Source organism: Halorubrum salipaludis, from assembly GCF_002286985.1.
GTDB classification, from domain to species: Archaea; Halobacteriota; Halobacteria; order Halobacteriales; family Haloferacaceae; genus Halorubrum; species Halorubrum salipaludis.
This window is the reverse complement of record NZ_NSKC01000008.1, coordinates 128,334-151,718: the sequence shown is the minus strand read 5'-3', so window position 1 is coordinate 151,718 and position 23,385 is coordinate 128,334. Positions and strand designations below refer to the sequence as shown.

Annotated in this window: 20 protein-coding genes; 16 read left to right on the top strand and 4 right to left on the bottom strand. The window is 71.7% G+C overall.

All coding sequences use genetic code 11. From position 1 onward, the window contains the following. Positions 1–46 precede the first annotated feature (46 nt). Complete coding sequence (locus tag CK500_RS12335; RefSeq protein WP_198951559.1) at positions 47–1,285, top strand: mechanosensitive ion channel family protein; 1,239 nt, start codon at positions 47–49, stop codon at positions 1,283–1,285. Positions 1,286–1,312: 27 nt separating this feature from the next. Here the strand turns inward: CK500_RS12335 and mutL are convergent, their stop codons facing one another. Continuing rightward, positions 1,313–3,064: a DNA mismatch repair endonuclease MutL gene (gene mutL, locus CK500_RS12330; RefSeq protein WP_095637521.1), complete on the bottom strand. Its 1,752-nt coding sequence runs from the start codon at positions 3,062–3,064 to the stop codon at positions 1,313–1,315. Beyond that, the gene (mutS, locus tag CK500_RS12325; protein WP_095637520.1) at positions 3,054–5,885 is read right to left on the bottom strand and encodes a DNA mismatch repair protein MutS; all 2,832 of its coding nucleotides are present in this window, start codon (positions 5,883–5,885) and stop codon (positions 3,054–3,056) included. The genes mutL and mutS overlap by 11 nt, the downstream gene beginning before the upstream one ends. A 100-nt stretch (positions 5,886–5,985) precedes the next feature. Between mutS and CK500_RS12320 the strand changes: the two genes are divergently transcribed. Together CK500_RS12320 and CK500_RS12315 are read left to right on the top strand one after the other, a co-directional pair. After that, entirely contained in the window at positions 5,986–6,708 is a 723-nt protein-coding gene (locus CK500_RS12320; RefSeq protein WP_233139158.1) for a hypothetical protein, read from the top strand. Positions 6,709–6,813: 105 nt separating this feature from the next. Continuing rightward, a complete protein-coding gene (locus CK500_RS12315; RefSeq protein WP_095637518.1) occupies positions 6,814–7,380 on the top strand; it encodes a J domain-containing protein in 567 nt (188 codons plus the stop codon). 74 nt (positions 7,381–7,454) lie between these two features. On the opposite strand, the gene mobA is transcribed toward CK500_RS12315, so the two are convergent. Then, positions 7,455–8,207: a molybdenum cofactor guanylyltransferase gene (gene mobA, locus CK500_RS12310; RefSeq protein WP_095637517.1), complete on the bottom strand. Its 753-nt coding sequence runs from the start codon at positions 8,205–8,207 to the stop codon at positions 7,455–7,457. Positions 8,208–8,300: 93 nt separating this feature from the next. On the opposite strand from mobA, the gene pdxS reads away from it, so the two are divergent. The 13 genes from pdxS (at position 8,301) to CK500_RS12250 (ending at position 20,202) form a co-directional block, all read left to right on the top strand. Further along, on the top strand, positions 8,301–9,209 hold the full coding sequence (gene pdxS / locus CK500_RS12305; protein WP_095637516.1) for a pyridoxal 5'-phosphate synthase lyase subunit PdxS: 909 nt from the start codon (positions 8,301–8,303) through the stop codon (positions 9,207–9,209). Positions 9,210–9,353: 144 nt separating this feature from the next. Beyond that, positions 9,354–9,947 (top strand): DJ-1/PfpI family protein, encoded by a 594-nt coding sequence (locus CK500_RS12300; RefSeq protein WP_095637515.1) that lies wholly within the window; start codon positions 9,354–9,356, stop codon positions 9,945–9,947. A 3-nt stretch (positions 9,948–9,950) separates the two neighbouring features. Further along, positions 9,951–10,769: an Nmad3 family putative nucleotide modification protein gene (locus CK500_RS12295; protein ID WP_095637514.1), complete on the top strand. Its 819-nt coding sequence runs from the start codon at positions 9,951–9,953 to the stop codon at positions 10,767–10,769. A 244-nt stretch (positions 10,770–11,013) separates the two neighbouring features. Next, positions 11,014–11,967, top strand: a complete 954-nt coding sequence (locus CK500_RS12290) for an ABC transporter substrate-binding protein (protein WP_095637513.1) — start codon at positions 11,014–11,016, stop codon at positions 11,965–11,967. Positions 11,968–11,970: 3 nt separating this feature from the next. Next, positions 11,971–12,843, top strand: coding sequence for an ABC transporter ATP-binding protein (locus tag CK500_RS12285; protein ID WP_095637512.1), 873 nt, complete (start codon positions 11,971–11,973; stop codon positions 12,841–12,843). After that, positions 12,840–14,144, top strand: a complete 1,305-nt coding sequence (locus CK500_RS12280; RefSeq protein WP_095637511.1) for an ABC transporter substrate-binding protein — start codon at positions 12,840–12,842, stop codon at positions 14,142–14,144. Before CK500_RS12285 ends, CK500_RS12280 begins: the two co-directional genes overlap by 4 nt. Continuing rightward, positions 14,110–14,889 carry an ABC transporter permease gene (locus tag CK500_RS12275; protein ID WP_158224045.1) on the top strand — a complete coding sequence of 260 codons (780 nt, stop codon included), beginning with the start codon at positions 14,110–14,112 and terminating at the stop codon, positions 14,887–14,889. The genes CK500_RS12280 and CK500_RS12275 overlap by 35 nt, the downstream gene beginning before the upstream one ends. An 89-nt stretch (positions 14,890–14,978) precedes the next feature. Further along, positions 14,979–15,392 (top strand): DoxX family protein, encoded by a 414-nt coding sequence (locus CK500_RS12270; protein WP_095637509.1) that lies wholly within the window; start codon positions 14,979–14,981, stop codon positions 15,390–15,392. A 104-nt stretch (positions 15,393–15,496) separates the two neighbouring features. Continuing rightward, the gene (locus tag CK500_RS12265; RefSeq protein WP_095637508.1) at positions 15,497–16,864 is read left to right on the top strand and encodes a heme o synthase; all 1,368 of its coding nucleotides are present in this window, start codon (positions 15,497–15,499) and stop codon (positions 16,862–16,864) included. A gap of 81 nt (positions 16,865–16,945) precedes the next feature. Continuing rightward, positions 16,946–17,101: a hypothetical protein gene (locus CK500_RS17435; RefSeq protein WP_198951558.1), complete on the top strand. Its 156-nt coding sequence runs from the start codon at positions 16,946–16,948 to the stop codon at positions 17,099–17,101. 7 nt (positions 17,102–17,108) lie between these two features. Continuing rightward, a complete protein-coding gene (locus CK500_RS12260; protein WP_095637507.1) occupies positions 17,109–17,651 on the top strand; it encodes a cupredoxin domain-containing protein in 543 nt (180 codons plus the stop codon). Position 17,652: 1 nt separating this feature from the next. Further along, positions 17,653–19,377: a cytochrome c oxidase subunit I gene (locus CK500_RS12255; RefSeq protein ID WP_095637506.1), complete on the top strand. Its 1,725-nt coding sequence runs from the start codon at positions 17,653–17,655 to the stop codon at positions 19,375–19,377. A 135-nt stretch (positions 19,378–19,512) separates the two neighbouring features. Next, positions 19,513–20,202 (top strand): hypothetical protein, encoded by a 690-nt coding sequence (locus CK500_RS12250; RefSeq protein WP_095637505.1) that lies wholly within the window; start codon positions 19,513–19,515, stop codon positions 20,200–20,202. A gap of 624 nt (positions 20,203–20,826) precedes the next feature. On the opposite strand, the gene CK500_RS12245 is transcribed toward CK500_RS12250, so the two are convergent. Next, positions 20,827–23,379, bottom strand: coding sequence for a heavy metal translocating P-type ATPase (locus CK500_RS12245; protein ID WP_095637504.1), 2,553 nt, complete (start codon positions 23,377–23,379; stop codon positions 20,827–20,829). Positions 23,380–23,385: the final 6 nt, after the last annotated feature.

Sequence of the window (23,385 nt, the reverse complement as noted above, 5' to 3'; positions counted from 1 at the left end):
TAGTTACAGGGGACCATTTTTATCCGCGAGGGAAAATCGTCGGACAGTGACCGCACAACTGGGAACGCGACTCGACGCGCTGCTGGGGAGCGTCGCGAGCACGGAGGCCCGCCTGGCGGTGACCGCCGGGATCCTGCTCGCGACCCTCGCCGTCGGATGGCTGCTCCTCCCGCGGGCCGTCCGGGCCGGAGAGCGCGTCGCGACGGGCTGGGTGGAACGGTTCCTCGACGGGCGGGGCGAGAGCTCCATCGAGACCATGCGGGAGGCGGTCCCGGTCTCGTTCGCGCTGCGACTGCTCGTCGGACTGCTCCAACTCGCGCTGTTCGCGCTCGCGGCCGTCGCGATCCTGGCGCTGTGGGGCCGGTTCGCGGTCGTGGTCGCGGTGCTGCCGGTCGCGGAGAACATGCTCACGGTCGGCGCGCAGGCGCTCCTCTCCGCGCTGCTCCTCGGCGCGGCCTACGTGGCGAGCGACGTGTTAGAGGAGTACGTCGAGGACCTCTCGGCCGACAGCGACCGCATCACCGCCCACCAGGAGCAGCTGCTCAGCCGGATCATGCAGGTCGGCGTGCTGGTGATCGCGGGGATCACCGTCCTCGGGATCTGGGGCGTGAACCTCGGCGGGCTGCTCGTCGGGGCCGGCTTCCTCGGGATCGTCCTCGGGATGGCGGCCCGGCAGACGCTCGGGTCGCTCATCGCCGGCTTCGTGCTGATGTTCGCGCGCCCCTTCGAGATCGGCGACTGGGTGGAGATCGGCGACGAGGAGGGGTTCGTTACCGAGATCACCATCATGAACACCCACATGCGGAACTTCGACGGCGAGTACGTCGTCGTGCCCAACGACCTGGTCACAAACCAGGCGATCACGAACCGGAGCCGCGAGGGCCGGCTCCGGATCCACATGGAGGTCGGGATCGGCTACGACGACGACCCCGACGAGGCCAGCGAGATCGCCGAGGAGGTCCTGACCGAGATCGACACCATCGCGAACAACCCGAAGCCGTACGTGATCCCCTCCGGCTTCGGCGACTCCGCGATCCTGCTCGACCTCCGCTTCTGGATCGAGCCGCCGACCCCGCAGGCGCGGTGGCGCTCGAAGGCGACCGCCGTCGAGATGATACAGGACCGCTTCGCGGACGCCGGGATATCCATCCCGTACCCGCAGCGGACCGTGTCCTACCCGCCCGAGACGGCGGAGGCGGCGGAGACCGTCGAGCGCGTGGAGCGGTTCGACGAGGAGGCCGACGAGCGATCGGGCGGCGGCCGCGCGAGCGACCGGCCCACGTAGGCGGCTCCGGACCGGCGCCTCGGTCCCTTAGCGCTCCCGGCCGAACCCCGCCGCGAACGTCGCCTCGTCGACCGACAGCACCGTCGGCCGGCCGTGCGGACAGGCGAAGGGCCGATCGCACTCGCCGAGGCGGTCGAGCAGGTCGCGGAGGCCGCCGTCGTCGAGGTCGTCGAACTCCCCCCGCTTCAGCGACGGGTGACACGCCAGGTCCGCGAGCAGGTCGTCGCGCGCCGACCCCGTTCCGGCCGACTCCACGTCCGAGAGCGCCGCGAGCGCGTCGCGGAACGCGTCTGCGTCGGCCGCCCGCCCGAACGGCGCCGGAACGCTCCGGAGCCTGACGGTCCCGCCGCCGAACGGCTCCGTCTCGAAGCCGAGCGCCGCGAGGGCGTCGGCGTGCGCCTCGGCGGCCGCGGCCTCGTCGGCCGACAGCGACACGGTCGCCGGCGGGTCGAGCGGGACGGTCGGCACCGACTCCCCCTCGAACGCCCGGGCGAGCCGCTCGTAGTTCACGCGCTCGTGAGCGGCGTGTCCGTCGATCACTAGTAGCTCGTCACCGTCCTCGGCGAGCACGTAGAGGTCCCGGAAGGTCCCGACCGGCTCCGCGTCCGCGAACGCCGCCGGCCGCTCCCCCTCGTCGCCGCCGACCGGCTCCAGCGTCCCGTCGAGCCCGGTGTCGACCTCGCGCTTCCGTCTGAGGTCCGCCCCCGTGAGCGCGTCGGCGACGACCGACTCGACCGCGTCGGCGACCGCGTCGGCGTCGCGGAGCCCGACCTCCCGCTTCGCCGGGTGGACGTTCGGGTCCACGCGGGCGGGCGGCAGCGAGACGTCGACGGCCGCCACCGGTTCCCGGCTGTCGGGGAGCAGACGCCCGTAGCCCGCCCGGACCGCGGCCGCGATCCGGTCGTTCCGGATCGGTCGCCCGTTCACCGAGACCCGGACGTGGTCGCGCGAGGACCGCGTCACCGAGGGGTACGCGAGGGCGCCGGCGACGGCTATCGGTACGGATTCGTCCCTGCCCCCCGCCCCCTCGATCTCGGCGCTCGCCGCGACCTCGGTCGACCGGCTCGCAGTCTCGCGGTCGTACACGCCCAGCAGCGCCTCCGTGACCCCGGACCCCGGCGTCGACAGCGTGTGCGACCCGTCGTGCTCCAGCGTGAACGCGACGCGGGGGTTCGCCAGCGCGTAGTCGGCGACCAACGACGAAATCCGCGCGAACTCGGTCGCCGGCCCCGCGAGCGACTCCCGGCGCGCGGGGCGGGTCGCGAACAGGTCCTCGACGACGACGGTGGTGCCGCGGGCGCGCCCGGCGTCGGTGACGGTCGGCTCCGCAGAATCGGGGTCGCTCCCCGTCCCGTCGACGACCACCCGCGTCCCGACTGCGTCGCCGTCGCCCGTGACGAGTTCGAGCCGCGCGGCCTCGGCGATCGCCGCCAGCGCCTCGCCGCGGAACCCCAACGACGCGACGCCGACCGGGTCGCCGTCGGGCGCGAGCTTGCTCGTCGCGTGCCGCTCGACCGCGAGCCGGGCGTCCTCGCGGTCCATCCCGTGGCCGTCGTCGGCGACCCGGATCCGGTCGGTGCCGTCGCCGTCGACCGCGATCTCCACCCGCGAGGCGCCCGCGTCGAGCGCGTTGTCGATCAGCTCGCCGACGACCCGGGCGGGGCGCGTCACCACCTCGCCGGCGGCGATCCGGTCGACCGTGGCGGGGTCGAGTCGGCGGACGCGGTCCGGGTCGCTCCCGTCGCCGGCCCCCCCGTCGGCGCGCTCCTCACCGGTCATCGTCGACCCGCGACTGGAGGTCGTGGAGGGCGTTCAGCGCCTCGATCGGCGTCATCCGCGCGAGGTCGAGGTCGCGGAGGGCGGCGGTCAGATCGGTCGCAGAACTGGTCGGCTGGTCGGTCTGCGGGTCGCCGTCGTTCGCGGGGTCGCTATCGGTCGCAGCGCTCGCATCCGCCGATTCGGCTTCCTCCCTCTCGTCCCCTTCCGCGAGGAACTCCCGGAGCGAGGCGTCCGCGTCGTCGCCCTGGTCGCCGTCGGCCGCGGGATCGGGTCCGTCCGTCTCCGTGTCGCGGCCTTCCGCGTCGCTCACCGCCGCGTCGCCCGTCTCCGCGGCCACGAGGTCGCGGGACCGGTCCACGACGGGGGCCGGAACCCCGGCGAGCTCCGCGACCTCGACGCCGTACGAGGAGGAGGAGGCGCCGGGGACGACCCGGTGGAGGAACGTCACGTCGCCGTCCTCGCGGGTCGCCGTGAAGTGGAGGTTGAAGGCGCGCTCGCGCTCCTCGGCGAGGTCGGTCAGGTCGTGGTAGTGCGTGGCGAACAGGGCGGTCGCGCCCAGCTCGTCGTGGATGAACTCGGCCGCGGCGCGGGCGATGGCGCGCCCGTCGGTCGTGGCGGTGCCGCGCCCCACCTCGTCCAGGAGGACGAGCGAGTCCGTCCCGGCGTCGTGGAGGATCTCGGTCAGCTCGCTCATCTCGCGCATGAACGTCGACTGGCCGCCGGCGATGTCGTCGGAGGCGCCGACGCGGGTGAACAGCCGGTCGAAGACCGGGAGCGACGCCGCCTGCGCGGGGACGAACGAGCCGGTCTGCGCCAGGACGACCGCGAGCGCGACCGAGCGCATGTACGTCGACTTCCCGCTCATGTTCGGGCCCGTGATCACCGCGATCGACCCGCGGGGGAGGTCCGCGTCGTTCGGGACGAACGACTCCTCGGCGCGCTCGACGACCGGGTGACGGCCCCCCTCGATCTCGACGCCGGCGTCGGGGTCGTCGGCGATCTCCGGCCGGACGTAGTCGCCCTCGACGGCGACGGTCGCCAGCGAGCGGAGCGCGTCGAGCTCGGCGATCGCGTCCGCCAGGTCCTGTATCCGCTCCGTCTCGCTCGCGACGCGCTCGCGCACGTCCACGAACAGCTCGTACTCTAAGGCGTCCGCGCGCTCCGCGGCGCCGACGATCTCCTCTTCGCGCTCCTTCAGCTCCGGCGTGTAGTAGCGCTCGCTGTTCTTCAGCGTCTGTCGGCGGCGGTAGTCGTCGGGGACGCGGTCGAGGTTGGCGTCGGTCACCTCGATGTAGTAGCCGTGGACCTGGTTGTGGCCGACCGACAGCGAGTCGATCCCGGTGCGCTCGCGCTCGCTCGCCTCCAGGTCCGCGACCCACTCGCGCCCCTCGCGCTCGGTGGCCCGGAGGTCGTCGAGGTCGCCGTCGAACCCCTCGCGGATGACGCCGCCCTCGGTGATCTCGGGCGGGGGGTTCGCGGCGATCGCGTCGTCGATCAGCTCGCGGACCGCGGTCAGCTCGTCGAGGCGGTCGCGGAGGTCGCGGAGGTGGTCGGTGCGGGGGCGGTCGGCGCTGCCGTCGTCGACATCCTCTCCGTCCGCCCCCGCCAGCGTCGCCTTCAGCTCCGGCACGACCGCGAGCGTCGCGTGCAGCGAGCGCAGGTCGCGGGCGTCGGCGCGGCCGCGGGAGATCCGGCCCACGAGGCGTTCGAGGTCGTAGGCGGCCGAGAGCGCGTCGCCGAGCGCCTCGCGGACGAGGGTGCGGTCGGCCAGCTCGCCGACCGCGTCGTGGCGGCTCCGGATGGCGTCGGCGTCGACGAGGGGGCGCCGGAGCCAGCGCTCTAAACACCGCCGGCCGAGCGCGCAGCTCGTCTCGTCGAGGGCGTCGAACAGGGTGTCGCTGGCGCCCAGCCCGCGGTTCTCGAACAGCTCCAGGCTGCGCTGGGCGGCGGCGTCGAGCCGGAGCCGGTCGCGGGGGTCGTACCGCCGGATCCGGGTCACGTACGAGAGCGGGCCGTCGTCGCCCTGCGTGTACTCGGCGTACGCGAGCACCGCCCCCGCGGCCCGCAGCTCGGCGTCGCCGTCGAACCGCCGGTCGGGAGCCGGGAGGTACGGCTCTAACCGCTCGGCCGCGGCCTGCCGCTCGAAGGCGCCGGGGTCGTACGCGTGGGTCGTCCAGCCGCGCTCGGCGTCGGACGGCTCGAACGCGGGGGCGTCCGGCTCCGCGATCAGCTCCGCGGGCGCGATCCGGTCGAGCTCCTCCGCGACCGCGTCGCGGTCGCCCGAGGTGACGAGGCACTCGCCCGTGGAGACGTCGACGGCGGCGAGGCCGACGGCCGCCGGGGCGGTGCCGTCGGTCCCCTCCCCGCCTCCGCCCGCCACCGCCGCGACGTAGTTCGTCGTCCCGGCCTCCAGCAGCTCGTCCTCGACGACCGTCCCAGGGGTGATCACCTCGGTGACCGCGCGGTCGACGAGCCCGGACGCCTGCTCGGCGTCCTCGACCTGGTCGCCGAGGGCGACGCGGTAGCCCGCGTTGAGCAGCGATTCGAGGTAGGGCGCGGCGTTGTCGATGGGGATCCCGGCCATCGGGTAGTCGCCGGTCGAGTCGGAGCGCTCCGTCAGCGTCACCTCGCAGACGCGGGCGACCGCCGCGGCCGCCTCGCAGAACGCCTCGTAGAAGTCGCCGACCTGGAACAGCACGAGGGCGTCCTCGTGGGCGGCACACAGGTCGGCGTACTGCGAGAGCATCGGCGTCAGCTCCTCGCGGGCGTCAGCGATCCCCGGCGGGAGCCCGGTCACGGTCTCGCGGTCCGCAGTCGGCATACCACGGATCCGGTCGCCCGCCGGCATAAACGGTGCGGAGGGAGGCAGTGGAATCGCCCGAATCCGGAGAACTAAGTCGATCGACCGATGCTGTCAACGCATGTCAATTACTGCCGATCCGATATCTCTCGCGGTGCTCGCCGTGAACACCCTCGTCGGCGCCGCGCTCGTCGTCGCCGCGTACGACCTCAAAGACCACGTGCTCGGCTGGATTAGCTGGCTCGGCGGCGCGATCGTCGGCGGGTTCGTCGGGTGGGTGGTCGTCCCCGAGATCATGGCGGCTCCGCCGGCCGCCGGGGAGCGGCTGATCGTGGCCGGGGCGGCCGTGCTGATCGGCACCGTGCTCGGCCGCGTCCTGATCCCGCTTGCGGCGCGGTTCGCGGTGTCGATCGCGGCGTTCGTCTTTGCGACGCTCGCCGTGCTGGTGATGACCGCCGGCGAGTCGCTCCTGCGGCAGTTCTACGACCCGTCGGCGTCCGGGCTGGACGCGGTCGAGGTCGACGCGGCGATCCAGTCGTCGCTGCTCTCCCAGCCCGAGTTCCAGCAGTTCCTGCTGATCGCGGTCGTCGTCGGCGCCGTCGCCGGACTGCTGGCGATGCGGTACTACGACTACATGATCACGCTGTCGCTGGTCGCGCTCGGCGCGGGGCTCCTGGCGATGGCCGTCCCCGTCTGGCGGGCGGTCGTCGCCGGCGAGCCCGTGGCGTTCGCCGAGCAGGCGTCGCCCCCGAACGCCGCGTTCGCCGCGGCCTTCGTCGTCGGGATCGCGGTCCAGTACCTCCGCCACTCCGGGAGCGCCTCCGGCGACGACGTGCTCGGCTGACCGGCTCCCGGCCCGTTCGCCTCAGTGGTCCCGTTCCGGCGATATCCGACGGGAGCGCGCGGCTCCCGCCCGAGCGCTTACAACGCTGGAGCCCCGAGAGCACCCGTGACGAACCGCGCGATCGTCGTCGGCATGGCAGCGACGTTCATCGGACTGACGGCCCTGTTGCTCGTCGCCGGCGTCGTCGTCTCTCCCGTCCTGTTGGCGGTCGCCGTCCCGTTCGGTATCGTCTCGTACTTCCTCTGGTACCACGCCAGCGGCCGGCTCCGCGACCGCGTCCGCCGCGAGGCCGCGCAGGTGGGGCCCGGCGAGCGCGCACGGGCCCGACAGCGCGCGCGAGCCGCCGAACACCGCCGGTCCGCGCACCGCTCCGCCGGTGCGACCGACGGCGGGTTCGGCCGCGGGGCGGGAGGTGCTCGGGGTCCCGGGGGCCGAACCGCGTCCGGCGCCCGCGGTCCCGGCGCCGGCGACCCCCGCGACCGCGCCCCGCCGGCGAGCGGGATGTCCGAGGCGGAGGCCTACGCGACGCTCGGGCTCGACCGGACCGCCGATAGCGAGGCGGTGCGGTCCGCCTATCGAGCGCGGGCGAAGCGGCTCCACCCGGACGGTGAGGAGGGCGACGAGGCGGCGTTCAAGGAGCTGAACGAGGCGTACGAGCTGCTGAAAGAGTAGTCGCTCTGTTTCCCTCCCCTCCCGTTGCTCCGGTCACTGAGCGTCGTCGTCGGAGCCGGTGAGCCTCGTTCCGGTCACTGAGCGTCGTCGTCGGAGCCGGACCCGGACCCGGAGAGCGCCTCTCCGATCGCCGTCTCCGCTTCCGCGAGCTCCGCGTCTGTGTTGACGTTGGTGAACGTCCGCTCCGTGGTGCGCTCGCGGATCTCCGCGTCGTCGACGACGGTCCGGTCGAGCTCCTCGATCGGTGCCAGCACCTTGCGGTCGCCGCGGGCGAGCGCGCGATCGCAGGCGGCCGCCATCGGCTCTGCGCGGTACACCGCCTGCGTCGTCTGGAGCCAACGGTCGTCGAGGCGGGGGATCGCCGCCTCGCGCCCCGCGGCGTCGGCCGCGAGTCCGGCGAGGAACCCCGGGTCGACGAACGGCATGTCGCAGGCGACGACGGCGACGTACTCGCCGGCGGCGGCCCGACACGCGTTCCGGATGCCGGCGACCGGCCCGAGGTCGGGCTCCTCGTCGACGGCCCAGCGGAGGGGGACGGGAAGCCCGGAGAGCGCGTCCGCGATCGCCGCCCGCTGATCGGGACGGCAGTTGATCACGAGCTCGTCGACGACCGGATCGCCGCCGGCGGCGCGGTCTGCGCCCGGCGGGATGGGGTCGTCGGCGCCGACGAGGCGGTCTGCGACGCGGCGGACCATCGGCACGCCCGCGAGGGGGGCGACGGCCTTGTCCCGGTCGCCGAAGCGCGTCGACCGCCCGCCGGCGAGGACGGCCCCGGTGAGGGTCGCTTCGGTGAGGCTCGCTCCGGCGGGACTGGCTCCGGTGGTCACGAGTCGACTCTCGGCGCGGAGGGACTTCGCGGTTGCGGTCGCCTCAATCCGCTAAGGCGACCCGTTAAGTGGCCGGCGACCCACCGATCGGACATGGCAGAGGCCACGGATCTGGAGGAGCTGAAGCGGGGAACCGACCTGGTCAAGCGCGGCTTCGCGCGGATGCAGAAGGGCGGCGTCATCATGGACGTCGTCACGCGCGAGCAGGCGCGGATCGCGGAGGACGCCGGCGCGGTCGCGGTGATGGCGCTGGAGGCCGTCCCGGCCGACATCCGCAAGCGCGGCGGAGTCGCGCGGATGCCCGACCCGCAGAACGTCACCGAGATCATCGACGAGGTGTCGATCCCGGTGATGGGGAAATCGCGGATCGGCCACCGCAAGGAGGCGGAGATCTTAGAGTCGCTCGGCGTCGACATGATCGACGAGTCGGAGGTGCTCACGCCCGCCGACGACGAGTACCACATCGACAAGCGCGACTTCGCGTCGCCGTTCGTCTGCGGCGCCCGGAACCTCCCCGAGGCGCTCCGGCGCATCCGCGAGGGCGCGGCGATGATCCGGACGAAGGGCGAGGCCGGCACCGGCGACGTCAACCAGGCCGTCCAGCACCAGCGCACCATCAAAAACCAGATCCGCACGCTCACCGGACTCAACTACGAGGAGCGCGAGGAGTGGGCCCGCGAGCACGGCGCGCCCCGGGATCTGGTCCACGAGACCGCCGAGGCCGGCCGGCTCCCGGTCGTCAACTTCGCGGCCGGCGGCATCGCCACCCCCGCCGACGCCGCGCTGATGATGCACCACGGCTGTGACGGCATCTTCGTCGGCTCCGGCATCTTCGGCGCGGAGGACCCCGTCGAGATGGGGAACGCGATCGTCGAGGCCGTCAACAACTGGGACGACCCCGACGAGCTCGCCGACATCGCCTCCGGCATCGGCAAGGGGATGAAGGGCCAGTCCAACGAGGACATGGCCGACGAGGAGAAGCTGCAGGGCCGCGGCGTTTAAAGCCCGGTTCGCGGTCGGGAGGTCGCAGCGACGCGGGACCGACCCGATCGATTTCGTATTTTGCGGCAGCGAACCTGCGCCGTGCTACCGACCGCCAATACCGTTATGCGGCCGCGGGACGTATCTCGCCGTGGTGTTACACGCATGACAGGACAACGGATACTGATGATCGTCGGCGACTTCGGCGAGGACTACGAGATCATGGTCCCGTATCAGGCGCTCCAGGCGGTCGGCCACGAGGTCCACGCGGTCTGTCCGGAGAAGGACGGCGACGACACGGTCAAGACCGCGATCCACGACTTCCGGGGCGACCAGACGTACCTGGAGACCCGCGGCCACGACTTCGCGCTCACGCACGGGTTCGACGAGATCGATCCGGCCGACTACGACGCCCTGGTCGTGCCCGGCGGGCGCGCGCCCGAGTACCTCCGCGGCTACGAGGCGGTGCTCGATACGGTGCGGCACTTCTTCGAGGCCGACAAGCCGGTCGCGTCGATCTGTCACGGCCCGCAGATCCTCGCGGCGGCGGGCGTGCTCGACGGCTACGAGCTGACGGCGTACCCCGCGGTCAGGCCGGAGGTCGAGGCCGCCGGCTGCTCGTGGGTCGACGGCGTCACGACGGACGGGAACCTCGTAACCGGGCAGGCGTGGCCCGACCACCCCGAGTGGATCGCGCAGTTCCTCGACCTCCTCGGCACCGAGATCGAGCACGGCGCGCCCGCGGCGACCGCGGACTGACCGGTGAGCCCACCCCGGGAGCGCGCCGGCCCCCGCGCCGTCGCCGTCAACGTCGCCGCCAACACGAACCAGCCGGGGTTCCGCGGGCCGGTGTACCCCGACGGCTCCTTCGCGTACGTGCCGATCCCCGAGTCGGCGGCGACGCTCCCGCGCGAGCGGTTCCCGGTCGACGAGCCGCTCCCGACCTACGCCGACCTCGACCTCCCCTTCCCGGTGCCCGCCGACCTGCGCGAGACGCCGGTCCACATGGACCCGGAGCTCCCCGGCGTCCACGGCCGCGACCGCGCGACCTACGGCGACCCTCACGGCGTGAAGGCCGGCCGGATCGTCGACCTCGAACCCGGCGACTGGCTGTTTTTCTACGCGACGCTGTCGCTGCGGCCGCACGGCTGGGCGGGTCCGGACGAGGCCCCCGCCGAGGGCGGCGAGCGAGACGCGCTCGACGCCGACGGCGACCTCGCTCCGGACTGGGGCGCGTACCTCTTCGCCGGGATCCGCGTCGATCGGGTGCTCGCGGTCGACGCGAGCGCGTCCGGTTCCTCCGGCCTCGTCGACCGCGACGCGGCGGCCGCGCTCGCGCCGACCAACGCGCACCTGAAGCGGGACCCCTTCGACGCGCGGGTCGTCGTCGCGGGCGATCCGCACGCGTCCGGGCCCTTCGAACGCGTCGTCCCCCTGAGCAGCCCCGAATCAGGCGCGGACGCGAGCCGGCTCGTCACTGCGCTCTCAAGCGACTCGGGCAAGGGGCCCTGGTGGCGGCGACCGTTGGCCTTCGACGCCGACGCGACGGCGACCCTGCTCGACCGGATCGAACGGGGCTGAACCCCCGTTTTTCGGGAGCCGACAGAGGATCCAACAAGTATTGCGGGTATATCGGATACGAGCGGATCACGGTACCGGGCGAAAACGCCCGTTGTGGCGGATCTACAGTGAACTGCGACTGACCGGCGGTCGTGTCGACGGACGAACGTGTTCGGCGATCGCAATATTTGCGCGAAGGCGGTTTCACCGCACATCCTTGTCGGTTTCCGGGACTATACCCTACAATAAAACCAAGGGGTATTCGATGTCAGATCTGAATGTCTCCCACGAATACTTCACGTGGAGGCTGGTCCAGGACGTGGCGGAGGAGAACGGGTACTTCGAGGACGAGGGCGTCGACGCCGACCTCTCGTACTTCGCGCCGGGCACGCAGGACTTCGAGGGCGAGAACGCCTTCGACGCCGACTGGTGGGACGACATGGACGAGGACGGCGGCACCCACGGCGTCTGCGAGTGGAACGCGGTCCAGGAGGTCTCCGAGACCGACCGCGACATCGTCGGCTCCTACAGCGAGTGGGACCGCGTCGTCTTCGTCGACGCCGACGACGACGCCGAGACCATCGACGACCTGCGCGGTCGCTCCGTCGGGATCAACAAGTACGCCACCTCCTTTTACTCGATGCGCGAGATGCTGGAGAACGAGGGCTTCGAGGAGGACGAGATCGTCTTAGAGCACGTCGGCGAGGCGGAGGAGCGCTTCGACGCGGTGAAGGCGGGCGAGGTCGACTCCATCGCGGTGCTGGAGCCGTTCGTCACCCTCGGCCGCTACGACGAGGAGCTGAAGGAGGTGTTCGACGGCCCGTGCCGCGCCGCCATCACGACGCGCGAGCAGCCCGAGCCGGAGAAGCTCGAGGGGTTCCTCGCGGCGCTGAACCGCGCGGTCGCCGACATCAACGACGACCTCGAGGGGTACACCGACCGGTACGTCGAGCTCCTCGAGGACGAGGCCGGCGACAAGCCGGCGTTCGACGACGTGAACTTCGAGCGCCTCCGCGAGGAGTTCGAGCTCCGCGAGTTCCTCCCCGTGCGCGCCCCCGACGAGAAGCGGATCGACGCGACCACGGACTGGATGCGCGAGAAGGGCTTCGTCCCGGACGACGCCGACATCGGGACCGCCGAGGAGCTCGACGACGAGGGCGTGCTCCCGGACGACGAGGCCGAGTCCGAGGAGGACGAGCCCGAGGCGACGGCGGACTGATCGATGTCGATCGAGTCCCGCGCGGCGACGACTGACGACGACGGCGGGGACTCCGGCGGCGGGGCCGACGCCCGAGCCGACTCCGCGTCCGCGGTCGAGCAGGACGCCGGCGGCGCCGGAACTGCTCGGAGCGCCGCCGACGCGGCGCCGGTCGTCGCCAGCGACCTCACGAAGCGGTACGACGAGACCCTCGTCTTCGACGGGCTCGACCTCCGGGTCGACCCCGGCGAGGTCTGCTGTCTGCTCGGCCCGTCGGGCTGCGGCAAGACGACCCTGTTGCACCTGCTCGCGGGACTCGAGGACCCGACCGGCGGCCGCGTCGAGATCGACGGCGAGGCGGTGACGGGCCCCGACTACCGGTGGGGCGTCGTCTTTCAGGATCCGCTGCTCTACCCGTGGCTCTCGGTGCGCGAGAACGTCGAGATCGGGCCGCGGCTCCGCGGCGAGGAGCCCGACGCCGACCACGTCGACGAGCTGCTCGAGCTGGTCGGGCTCGACGGCGTCGCGGACGCCGACACCGCGGACCTGTCCGGCGGGATGGCGCAGCGCGCGTCGCTCGCGCGGACGCTCGCGAACGATCCCGACGTGCTACTGTTGGACGAGCCGTTCTCCGCGCTCGACCAGCTGACGAAGATGGAGCTACAGGACGAGCTGCTCCGGATCGTCGACGAGCTCGGCGTCACCGCCGTGTTCGTCACGCACGACATCGACGAGGCGGTGTACCTCGGCGACCGCGTCGCGATCATGGGGCCGGTGCCCGCGGGCATCGAGCACGTCGAACGCATCGACAGCGAGACGCGTTCGCGCGACGACGAGGCGTTCCTCGCGGAGCGCGCGGCGACGTTCGAACACTTGGAGGCGGTGGGACTCGAATGACTCACGAGCACTCCACGGCCCGCGGCGACGAGGTCGACCCCGACGTCGCCGCGAGCGCGCGCGAACTCGTCGGCGGCGCCGGCTGGCGGAACCCGTCGGAGAAGGCCCGCACGAGCGGCCTCTCCCGGCGCGAGTTCATGAAGGAGTCCGGGCTGGCGTCGCTCGCGGCGACCGGCGTCGCCGCCACGGCCGGCTGTCTCGGCGGCGACGACGGGCCGCCGACCGCGGAGATCGGCTACCTCCCGATCACGGACGCGGCGCCCCTGCTGACGGGGTACGCCAACGACCACTTCGCGGACCACGGCGTCGACGCCGCGGAGCCGACCCTGTTCCGCGGCTGGTCCGACCTCTCGGAGGCGTTCCTCTCCGGCGAGGTCAACGTCGCTCACTTCCTGATGCCGATGACCGTGTGGATGCGCTACGGCGACACGCTGGACGCGAACGTGAAGGTGGTCGCGTGGGACCACACGGACGGCTCCGCGCTGACGGTCCAACAGGATATCGACGAGTGGGAAGACCTCGGCGGCGGCACCGTCGCCGTCCCGTTCTGGTACTCCATCCACAACGTCATCCTCCAGATGGGGCTCCGCGAGCACGGGCTCACGCCCCGGACCGACTCCTCGGCCGACGAGGTGGCGGACGACGAGGTCAACCTCGTCGTGACCCCGCCGCCGGACATGCCGGCCGCGCTCGAGAACGGCTCCATCGAGGGGTACATCGTCGCCGAGCCGTTCAACGCGATCGGCGAGCTCGACGCCGGCGGGAAGATCCTCCGGTTCACCGGCGACGTGTGGCGCGAGCACGCCTGCTGCGTCGTCGTGATGCGCGAGGAGCTGGTCGAGTCGCAGCCGGAGTGGACGACCGACGTGATGAGCGGGATCGTCGACGCCCAGCAGTACCTCCGCGAGAACCGGTCGGAGGCCGCACGGCTGCTCTCCTCGGAGGGGAGCGGCCTGCTCCCGCAGGGCCCGGAGCCGATCGACCGGGCGCTCACCCACTACGACGACCACGAGCCGTACCTCGACTCCGGCGCGATCCGGAACGCCGACTGGGACATCGACCGGATCGGCTTCTACCCGTACCCGTACCCGTCGTACACGGAGGAGCTTGTCCGCCGCATGAGCGAGACCCGCGTGGAGGGCGAGGACGCCTTCCTCGACGACTTAGAGCCCGGTGAGGTCGCCGACGACCTCGTCGCGTACGACCCCGTTCGCACAGCGCTGGAAGCGGCCGGCGGCCCGCCGGCGTTCGATGTCCCCGAGGACGATGGCTACGAGAGACAGGAGACGATCCGGTTCTGAGCTGGTCGGGGAGGGCGGCCGCCTGCTGCCGGCGGTCGGGCTCCTCGGCGGCCTCGCCGTCTGGTGGACGGTGACGGCGCTCGGCAGCGGCATCATCACCAACTTCGCGCCGGCGGCGACGTTCGCCGTCCTCGCAGAGCTGGTCGCGTCGCCGTCGTTCTACGACCACGTGCTCGTCAGCGTCTACCGATTCGCGGTCGCATTGGGCCTCTGTCTGACGGTCGGGCTCCCGGTCGGGATCGTCGTCGGCTACTTCAAGGCGGCCGAGCGCGCGACGACCGTCCTCTTCCAGTTCATGCGGATGATTTCGCCACTTGCGTGGTTCCCCATCGCCATCATCGTCTTCGGCGTCGGGACCCGGTCCGCGGTGTTCGTGATGTTCATGGCCGGCCTCTGGCCGATCGTGTTGAACACCGCCCACGGGATCGCGACGATCGACGACGACTGGATCACGGTCGGCGAGTCGCTCGGCGGCGACACGCGCGCGCTGCTCCGCCGGGTCGTCGTCCCCGCGGTGATTCCGGACATGCTCACGGGGATCCGCCTCTCTATCGGGATCCTCTGGATCATCCTCGTTCCCGCGGAGATGCTCGGGGTCAACACCGGGCTGGGCTACCTCATCCTGGACGCCCGCGACCGGTTCTCCTACGCGGAGATCCCCGCCATCATGCTGGTGATCGGCTTCATCGGCTTCTGGCTCGACCTGTCCGTCCGCCGGCTCCACGCCCGGTGGAACTGGGGCTGACGGACGCGACCGCCGGACCGGGGCGGCGGGCGCGCTCGCTCCCCCGGCCGACACCCCGATTTATGAGGCGTGCTACCGTTTCGCTATCCATGAGCGACAACGACGACACCACCGGCGCGACGGGTGACGACCAGGGCCGCGGCGCGCCCTCCCGGCTCGGCCGGGTGCTCCTGGGCGTCGGCCTCGCGGCGCAGGCCTCGGAGGACTTCCGCGACATGGACGACACGATCGAGTACGCCGAGTCCGCGGGGGTGCCCGCGCCCGACCTCGCGGCCCCGTTCGCGTCCGGCATGATGGTCGCGGCCGGACTCGGGATCGCGCTCTGGCGGCTCCCGCGGGTGGCGACCGGCGCGGCCGTCGCCTTCCTCACCGCGGTGACGGCGACGATGCACGACTTCTGGAACGCCGACGAGGACGACAAGAGCGGCGAGCGGCTCGCCTTCTTCGGGAACCTCGCGATGCTCGGCGGCGCGCTCGTGTTCCTGCGGGAGGCGTGGCGCTGAGGGGCTCCTCGATCACTCGCGGACGCCGTTTCGGTGTCGCCCCGAGATCCCGATTCGAACATATTCGGGGGAAGAACCGCGGGTCCGGGACGCGAGGCTGACGTATGGACCGACCGCCGCTCACGACGCTTCTGATCTGGGCGGCCGTGGGGACGTATCTGCTCGTCGCGCTCGGCGCGACGGCCGCCGCGGACGCCGGCTCCGCGGTGGTCGCCGTCCACCACGTCTCCGCGGTCGCCGTCGGCGTACTGCTCGTCGCCACGGCCCTTCTCGCGCACCGAACGGGAGCCTCTCGCGGGGTCCGCGCCGGAACGATTGCCGTCCTGATCGCCTACGCGGCGCAGGCCGGCGTCGGGCTCGCGGGGCGAACCGACGCGCTGCCGTTCGACGACGGGCTCCACCTGCTGGGCGGGATCGCGGTGTTCGCCGCTCTCCTCGCGACGCTCGTGGTCAGGGCGGAGGCGACGGGGGACGTTCCGGCCGACGACGGCGCTCCGGGCGGTTCGGACGACCGCGCGGCGTCCACCGCGGACCTACCCGCCGAGAGCGAGGGCCCTCCGGCGTCCGAACGCGGCTCGCTCCGGTTCCGCGACCGCGTTCGGGCGTATCTGGAGCTGACCAAGCCGCGGCTGCTGTGGCTGCTGTGCCTGCTCGCGCTGGCGGGGATGGGTCTCGCGGCCGCGACCGGCGCCGAGCTCGACGGCGTGACGGTCGTCGCGACCCTCGGCGGCGGCGCCCTCGCGACCGGCGCGTCGGGGGCGTTCAACCACGTGTACGAGCGCGACCGCGACCGCAAGATGCGGCGGACCGCGGACCGGCCGATCGCGACCGACCGGGTCGGCGTCCGGCGCGCGACCGCCTTCGCCGTCGCGCTCGTCGTCGCCTCGATGGCGGTCCTGCTCGCGTTCGTCAACGCCCTCGCGGCCGCGCTCACGGCGGCGGCGGTCGTCTACTACGCGTACGTGTACACGGTCCTGCTGAAGCCCACGACTCGGTGGAACACCGTGATCGGCGGCGGATCCGGCGCCCTTCCGGCCCTGATCGGGTACGCCGCCGTGACCGGGACCGTCGAGCTCCCGGCGGTCCTCCTCGCGGTCGTCGTCTGCTGTTGGACTCCGGCGCACTTCTACAACCTCGCGATCGCGCACCGCGACGACTACGCGCGGGCCGACTACCCCATGCTCCCGGTCGTCGCGGGCGTCGGGACCGCGCGCCGGCGGATCCTCGCGTGGCTCGGCGTCACGCTGATCGCCGCGGTCCTGCTGGGGAGCGTCACCGACCTCGGCGTCCTCTACGCGGTCACCACCACGGCGCTCGGGGCGGTGTTCGTGCGGAGCGTGGTCCGCCAGTACGACGCCGACGGGCGGGAGGACGAGGACGGGCGGGCCGCCGCCTACAGGAGCTTCCACGCCTCGAACGCCTACCTCGGGGCCGTCCTCGCGGCGATCTTGGTGGAAACGCTCGCGATGTGAGCCGGCGCGACGCCGGCGCGCGAACATGTGCGGGCTAACGCTCACCATGCATATCCGTGTATCTGCCCGTGTGAGCGACTCATGAGCAACCGTACGACGACCGACGGCGGAGAGGTACCTGCGATGCAACGCCTCTATAACCGTATCTGGCTGTTGGCCGCGGCGGCGATCGTGTTCTTTCTCGTGGCCTACGTCGGATGGGGACTACTCGACCTCCTGTCGCTTCCAGTGAGGTGATCGACGCATGAGCAACCCACTCGACGATCCGGACGACGACTGGTGGAACACACCGGTGCATCGCCGCGAGAGCGTCTGGCTCGGCCTCGCCGGCGCGTGGTCGCTCGGCATCTTCTCGTGGATGGCCGGGTTCACGCAGTTCGGCGACCAGAACCCCATCGGCACGACCTACGACGTCGACCCCGACGAGTATCAGGACCGGGTCGGCGAGTACAAGGAGGCCGCCGAGGAGACGGACGACGGTCTGATCCCGCCCGAAGACGACGTGTACGTCGGCGCGATGCGGTTCAACTGGGACGGGCTCCCAGTCGTCCTCGAAGCGGGCCGGGAGTACGACATCCACCTCGGCGCCTACGACGTGCAGCACGGCTTCTCGGTCAGGCCCGAGGAGAACCTGAACAAGCAGATCAACCTCCAGGTGTTCCCGGGCTCGGAGTGGGTGATCCCGATGACCTTCGACGAGCCGGGCACCTACCACGTCGTCTGCAACGAGTTCTGCGGACAGGGCCACCGGACGATGCACGGCCGTTTCACGGTGGTGGAGGGATAGCATGTCGGCGATCGCCTCCCTGTTCCGGAACGACTACGGCGCGGACGGGTTCCGCACGTGCTCGGTGACCGGACTCGAGGTTCATCGGTCCGTGGAGAACTACGTGAAGCTGTTCGGGCTGACCGCGGTGATCGCGCTCGCGGTCGGCGGGAGCTTCGCGTTCTCGGTCGCGATGACGCGCTGGGAGTTCGTCGGCCTGATCGACCCGAGCAGCTACTACACGCACCTGAGCATCCACGCGTGGAACCTGCTCATCTTCTGGATGGTGTTCATGGAGGTCGCCGTCCTCTACGTGGGCGGGCCGATGGTGCTCGGCCGGAAGCTCCCGCTCCGCAAACTCGCGGGGGTTGGCTACGTCACGATGCTCGCCGGCGCGATCGGCGTGAACGCGTCCATCTGGCTGGCCGAGGCGCCCAACGAGGCGCCGCTTCTGACGGCGTACGTCCCGCTCCCCGTCTCGCCGTGGTTCTACGGCACGGCGGTCCTCTTCCTGCTCGGGGCCACGATCGCCGCGCTCCCGTTCTTCGCGACGATCTGGACGGAGACCCGCGACAGCAGCCGGACGCTCCCGCTCGTCGCCTTCGGCGCCTTCATCGCCGGTATCGTCGCCGTCGAGGCGATCCTCGGCGGGATCGCCGCGTTCTCGTACGCGCTGGCGTGGCGGATCGACCTCATCGCCTCCGTCGATCCGGGGATCTACCGGCAGCTCTACTGGATCGTCGGCCACGGGACCCAGCAGATCAACTTGCTCGCGATGATCACGGTGTGGTACTTCCTCACCCACGTCGTGGGCGGCGCGGTCGTGATCTCCGAGAAGGTCTCTCGGACCGCCTTCATCCTCTACCTCTTCTTCATCAACCTCGGGGCGGCCCACCACCTGCTCGTCGACCCCGGCATGTCCGCCGGCTGGCGGATCTGGAACACCTCTTACGCGTTCTACGGCGCAGCCTTCGCGAGCATGATCCACGCGTTCGCGATCCCGGCCGGGATCGAGGCCGGGCGCCGTCGCCGGGGGCAGGGCGGCGGGCTCTTCGGCTGGCTCACCTCCGCGCCCTGGAAGAACCCCGTTTTCGCCTCGACGATCTTCAGCATCATCCTCTTCGGGTTCCTCGGCGGGATCACCGGCGTCGTGATGGGCCAGGTGCAGGTGAACATGACCTGGCACAACACCCTCGCGACGGTCGGGCACTTCCACGCGACGGTCGCGCTCGGGACGACGCTCGCGTTCTTCGGGCTCGTCTTATTCGTCATCAAGACGATGTTCCGTCGGGACTTCATCTCGGACACGCTGGCGAGCGCGATCCCGTACGCCTACGGGGCCGCGATGAGCGTCGCCACGCTCATGCTGATGTACGCGGGGATCCTCTACGGCGTGCCGCGCCGGACCGCCGAGGTCGTCAGGAACATCCCCGGCTCGGAGTTCAGCTTCTCCGCCGCGATCCCGATATTCATGATCTTCGGGGTCTTCGCGCTGTTAGCGATCCTCTCGGGCGTCCTGTTCGTCGGCGTCTCGGTCGGCTCGCTGCTGTTCGGCGACCGGCTCCCCGTCGGCGACGACGGCGGGATGCTCCCCGAGGGCGGACTCCACGCCGACGGCGGGGAGCCGATCCACGCGGTGGAGCTCCGCGGGACGTTCGCGCTCTGCCTGATCTTCCTCGGCGTCTTCGCCGCCGTCTACGTGCTGAACTGGTACCTGCTGACCCAGCTCTGGTCGATCGGCGCGTAAGCGCCGGTCGCCCGGACCGCTCTCGGAACCGCTGACCGACTCACCGACCGAATACTCCGTCTCACCGGCCGAAAACCTCCGACTCACCGACCGAATCACGCCCCGAATATCGAACGACTGCGAGACACCCCACGAATGACCGACACTTCCCGGACCCGTCCCTGGACGCGACTCGGCGGCATCGTACGCCAGACGTGGCGCGACTTCCTGAGCGTGTACTACGCCAACACGCCCGTCTGGCGCTGGCTGAAGAGCGGCGCGCTCGTCTTCCTCGGGTTCTTCCTGTGGATGGGCGGGAACGTCCTGACGGCCTACTGGATCGACGCGACCGCGCTCCGGTACGCGATCGCCTACGGCTTCGTCCTGATCGCGTGGGGACCGCTCACCCACCTGCTCGTCGTGCCGGCCGTGATCCGGCTGCGCCGCACCGCCGAGAACCCCACCGTGCGGCGGATCGCCCGGAACGGGTCGAAGATCAACTTCACGACGTTCCTCCTGATCGTCGCGGTCGTGGGGACCCTCGCGCCGGGCGTGATGCTGCTCGACTTCTCGTCGGGCTTCGGCGCCGACGGCGGCGACGTGACCGCGGATCTGGTCTGCGAGACCGACGGCGACCCGGTCACCTGCGAGCTGGAGACCGCCGAGGGCGTCGACCACGTCGTGCTCCTCGCCGGGGGCGAGGAGATCGACCGCAGCGACGAGCCGCCGTACGCGGTGTCGGCGCCCCGCGAGTCGCTCTCGGACGGACCGTCCGGGAAACAGTTCGAGGTCGAGCTCAGGGACTCGAACGGCGACACCCTCCGGCGTTTCATCCGGACGGTGTGACGGGGGCGTCGGGGCGGGTCGTCGGGGTGAAGCCGAGTCGAACGATCTCGGTCTCGTGGGACTCTGTGAGGGACAGCGACGAGTGAATGCGGGAGTGGGTTTTGCAGATTGTCGGCAGCGAAGCAGTATTTAAGCGATCTGTGACCGGAAGCGATGATTCCTTATAAACGGCTATTGCGGTGGCACGTGCCTCCGAGGCCGCCTCGCGGCCGAGGAGCACGCGTGAGGGAGTCGCGAGCGGTGCGAGGTGCGAGCAGCGCGAGCACCTCGATGGCGAGCGGCGAAGCCGCGAGCAGCGAGCGACGAGGCTGGGGAGGCGTGAGGATGCGGTGCCGTGCTGTGCGGGGCGGGACTCAAAGGGGCAGTCGCTGTGGGCGGCGCAGGCGACACAAGCACCGCAACGAGGGAGCGCTCGCGACCGAGTGAGGCGCGCAGCGAGCGTGCGCCGCCCACAGCGACTGGGGCTTTGGAGGCTGTCACTCCAGAGCCGCCGATCACTTATAAATACCCGCCAGCATCGCCACAATCCGACTTATAAACAACCGACCCACCGCAATGATTCACGTACTCCCGCGATCTATCCGGAAACACCGTTCGGCGATCTGCCGTTTCACGGCGCTGCTCTCACAACACCGACCGCGTCGAGTTCGTCACGACGATCCCGCTGCTGGCGGCCATCGCCAGCGCGGCGAAGAAGGGGTTGAGCAGCCCCGCGACCGCGAGCGGGATCGCCACCGCGTTGTAACACAGCGCCCACGCCACGTTCTCGCGGATACGCCGCCGCGTCCCCGCCGCGAGGTCGAACACCGTCTCGACCGCTCGCAGGTCCTCGTCGGCGATGACGACGTCCGCGGCCTCGACCGCGCGCGCGGTCCCGTCGCCCATCGCGATGCCGAGGTCCGCCGCCGCGAGCGCCGGCGCGTCGTTGGTGCCGTCGCCGACCATCACGGTGGTCCCGGACGCGGCGAACCCGCGGACCGCCTCGAGCTTCCCGTCCGGCGGCACGCCGGCGAAGACCTCGTCGACGGCGGGGTGGTCCCGGAACCGGTCGGCCCGCGGTCCCTCGTCGCCGGTGAGGACCGCCACCTCCCTGTCGGCGAACGCGTCGAGCGCCGCCGCCCACCCCTCCCGTTCGCGATCCTCGACCGCGATCACCCCGCGGGCCGCGCCGTCCCACCCCACCGCGACCGGCAGCGCGCCCCGGTCCGCGACGTCGTCGACGCGCCCCCGCAGGTCGTCGGGCATCGGGCCGCACTCGCTCTCGACGAGGTCGGGGGTCCCGACGACGACGCGGGCGTCGGCCGGTGGGGAGTCGGTCTCCCATCCATCGCCGGGGACGAGTCGCCCCGAGATCCCGGCGCCGGGGTGGCGGGTGAACGACTCCACTCGGGTCCCTTCCGCGAGGTCGCCGGCCGCCGCCTCCCGGATCGCGTCCGCGACGGGGTGGTCGGCCCGGCGCTCGATCGCGGCGGCGCGCCGGAGCGTCCGGTCGTCGCCGTGCGTCTCGGCGACGCGCATCTCGCCCGCGGTGAGGGTGCCGGTCTTGTCGAACACCACCGTGTCGGCCTCCCGGGCCACCTCGAACACCGAGGCGTCCGTGACGACCGCGCCGCGGTCGAGCGCGTCGCGGAGCCCGCCGGAGACGGCGAGCGGGGTCGCGAGCCCCATCGCGCACGGGCAGGAGACGACGAGGACGGTCAGCCCGGCGAGCATCGCGGCGGCGACCGTGCCTCCGGTCGCCAGCCGCCAGCCGGCGACGACAAGCCCGAGCGTCAACACGACCGGCACGAACACCGTCGCGAGCGCGTCGACGAACCGCTGGATCCCCGGCGTGGCGGTCTGGACCTCCCAGAGGGCGGCGGCGAGCCGGTCCGCGGTGCTCTCTGCGTCCTCGCCGACCCGCACCGCGATCGCGCCGGCCGATTCGGCTCCCGCGGTCGCCCCGCCGTCGACCGCTCCCCCGTCGGTCTCCCGCACGTCGCCGAGGAGGGTCGCGCCGCCGATCACCGTCTCGCCGGCCCCCTTCCGCACCGGGAGCGACTCGCCGGTGATGACCGACTCGTCTACGTCGGCGGTGCCCTCGATCACGGTGCCGTCGATCGGCACGCGCTCGCCGGGCGTGACCCGGATTCGATCGCCCGGTTCCAGGTCCGCGATCGGGACGGTCTCCGATCCCGCTCCGGTGACGCGCGTCGCCGACTCGACGCGGGCGGCCGTGACGGTCTCGAGGAGGTCGGTCGCCCGCGCTCTGACCCGCTCCTCGTAGAACCGGCCGAGCGAGACGACCATCACGACGGCGACCGTGACGTCGTAGTACAGGTGCGTGCTGCCGGTCGCGAGCGCGAGGGTGCTGTAGGCGTACGCGGACAGCGCCGCGACCGCGACGAGGAGATCCATGTTCGGCCGGCGCGCGCGAACGCTCACGTACGCGCCCCGGAGGAGCGGCGCGCCGGTGTACGCCAGCAGAACGGTCGTCAGGAGCGCGATGAACGCCAGCGGCAGGTACCGCCCCGCGGCGGTGGTCGTGTCGATCGCGAGGACGTTCGTCTCGATGCCGAGGTAGCTCGGGTACAGCGACAGGACGTACCACGGCATGATCAGCATCGCCAGGAAGCCGCCGACGACGAGCCGTTCGACCGTCCGATCGTCCCGGCGTCTCCCCGCGCGACCCCCGCCGCCCGTTCGGTCGCTGGCGTCGCCGCCGCCGGTCTCCGAGCCGTTCCGGAACCGGAGCGCGTAGCCGTAACCGGAGAGGGCCTCCGGGAGCTCATCGCGGTCGATCTCCGCCGGATCGTAGACGACGCGGGCGGTCTCGGTGCCGTAGTTCGCCTCCACCGCACGGACGCCGCGACAGTCGTCGCCGCGCAGGCCGAGGAACGTCTCGCAGGTCGTGCAGTGCATCCCGTCGACCGCCAGATAGGCCTCGGCGGCGTCCGACGGGGGAGCTTTGCCCCCCGAGTCGTCGGCTCGGAGGGTCGCCTCGTCGGTTCCGGGCGTCGAGCCCTCGGCTCCGAGCGTCGCGCCCTCGCCCTCGCCGACCCCCGCCTCGGCGTCGCCCACGTCGTCGAGCCGACGCGCCACCTCCAGACAGCCGCGGCAACAGAACTCGCCGTCGACCCCGCTCTCCGTGACGGGGGGGTCGGGGGTCGGGAGGTCACAGAGCCGGCAGTCGCTCATCACTCG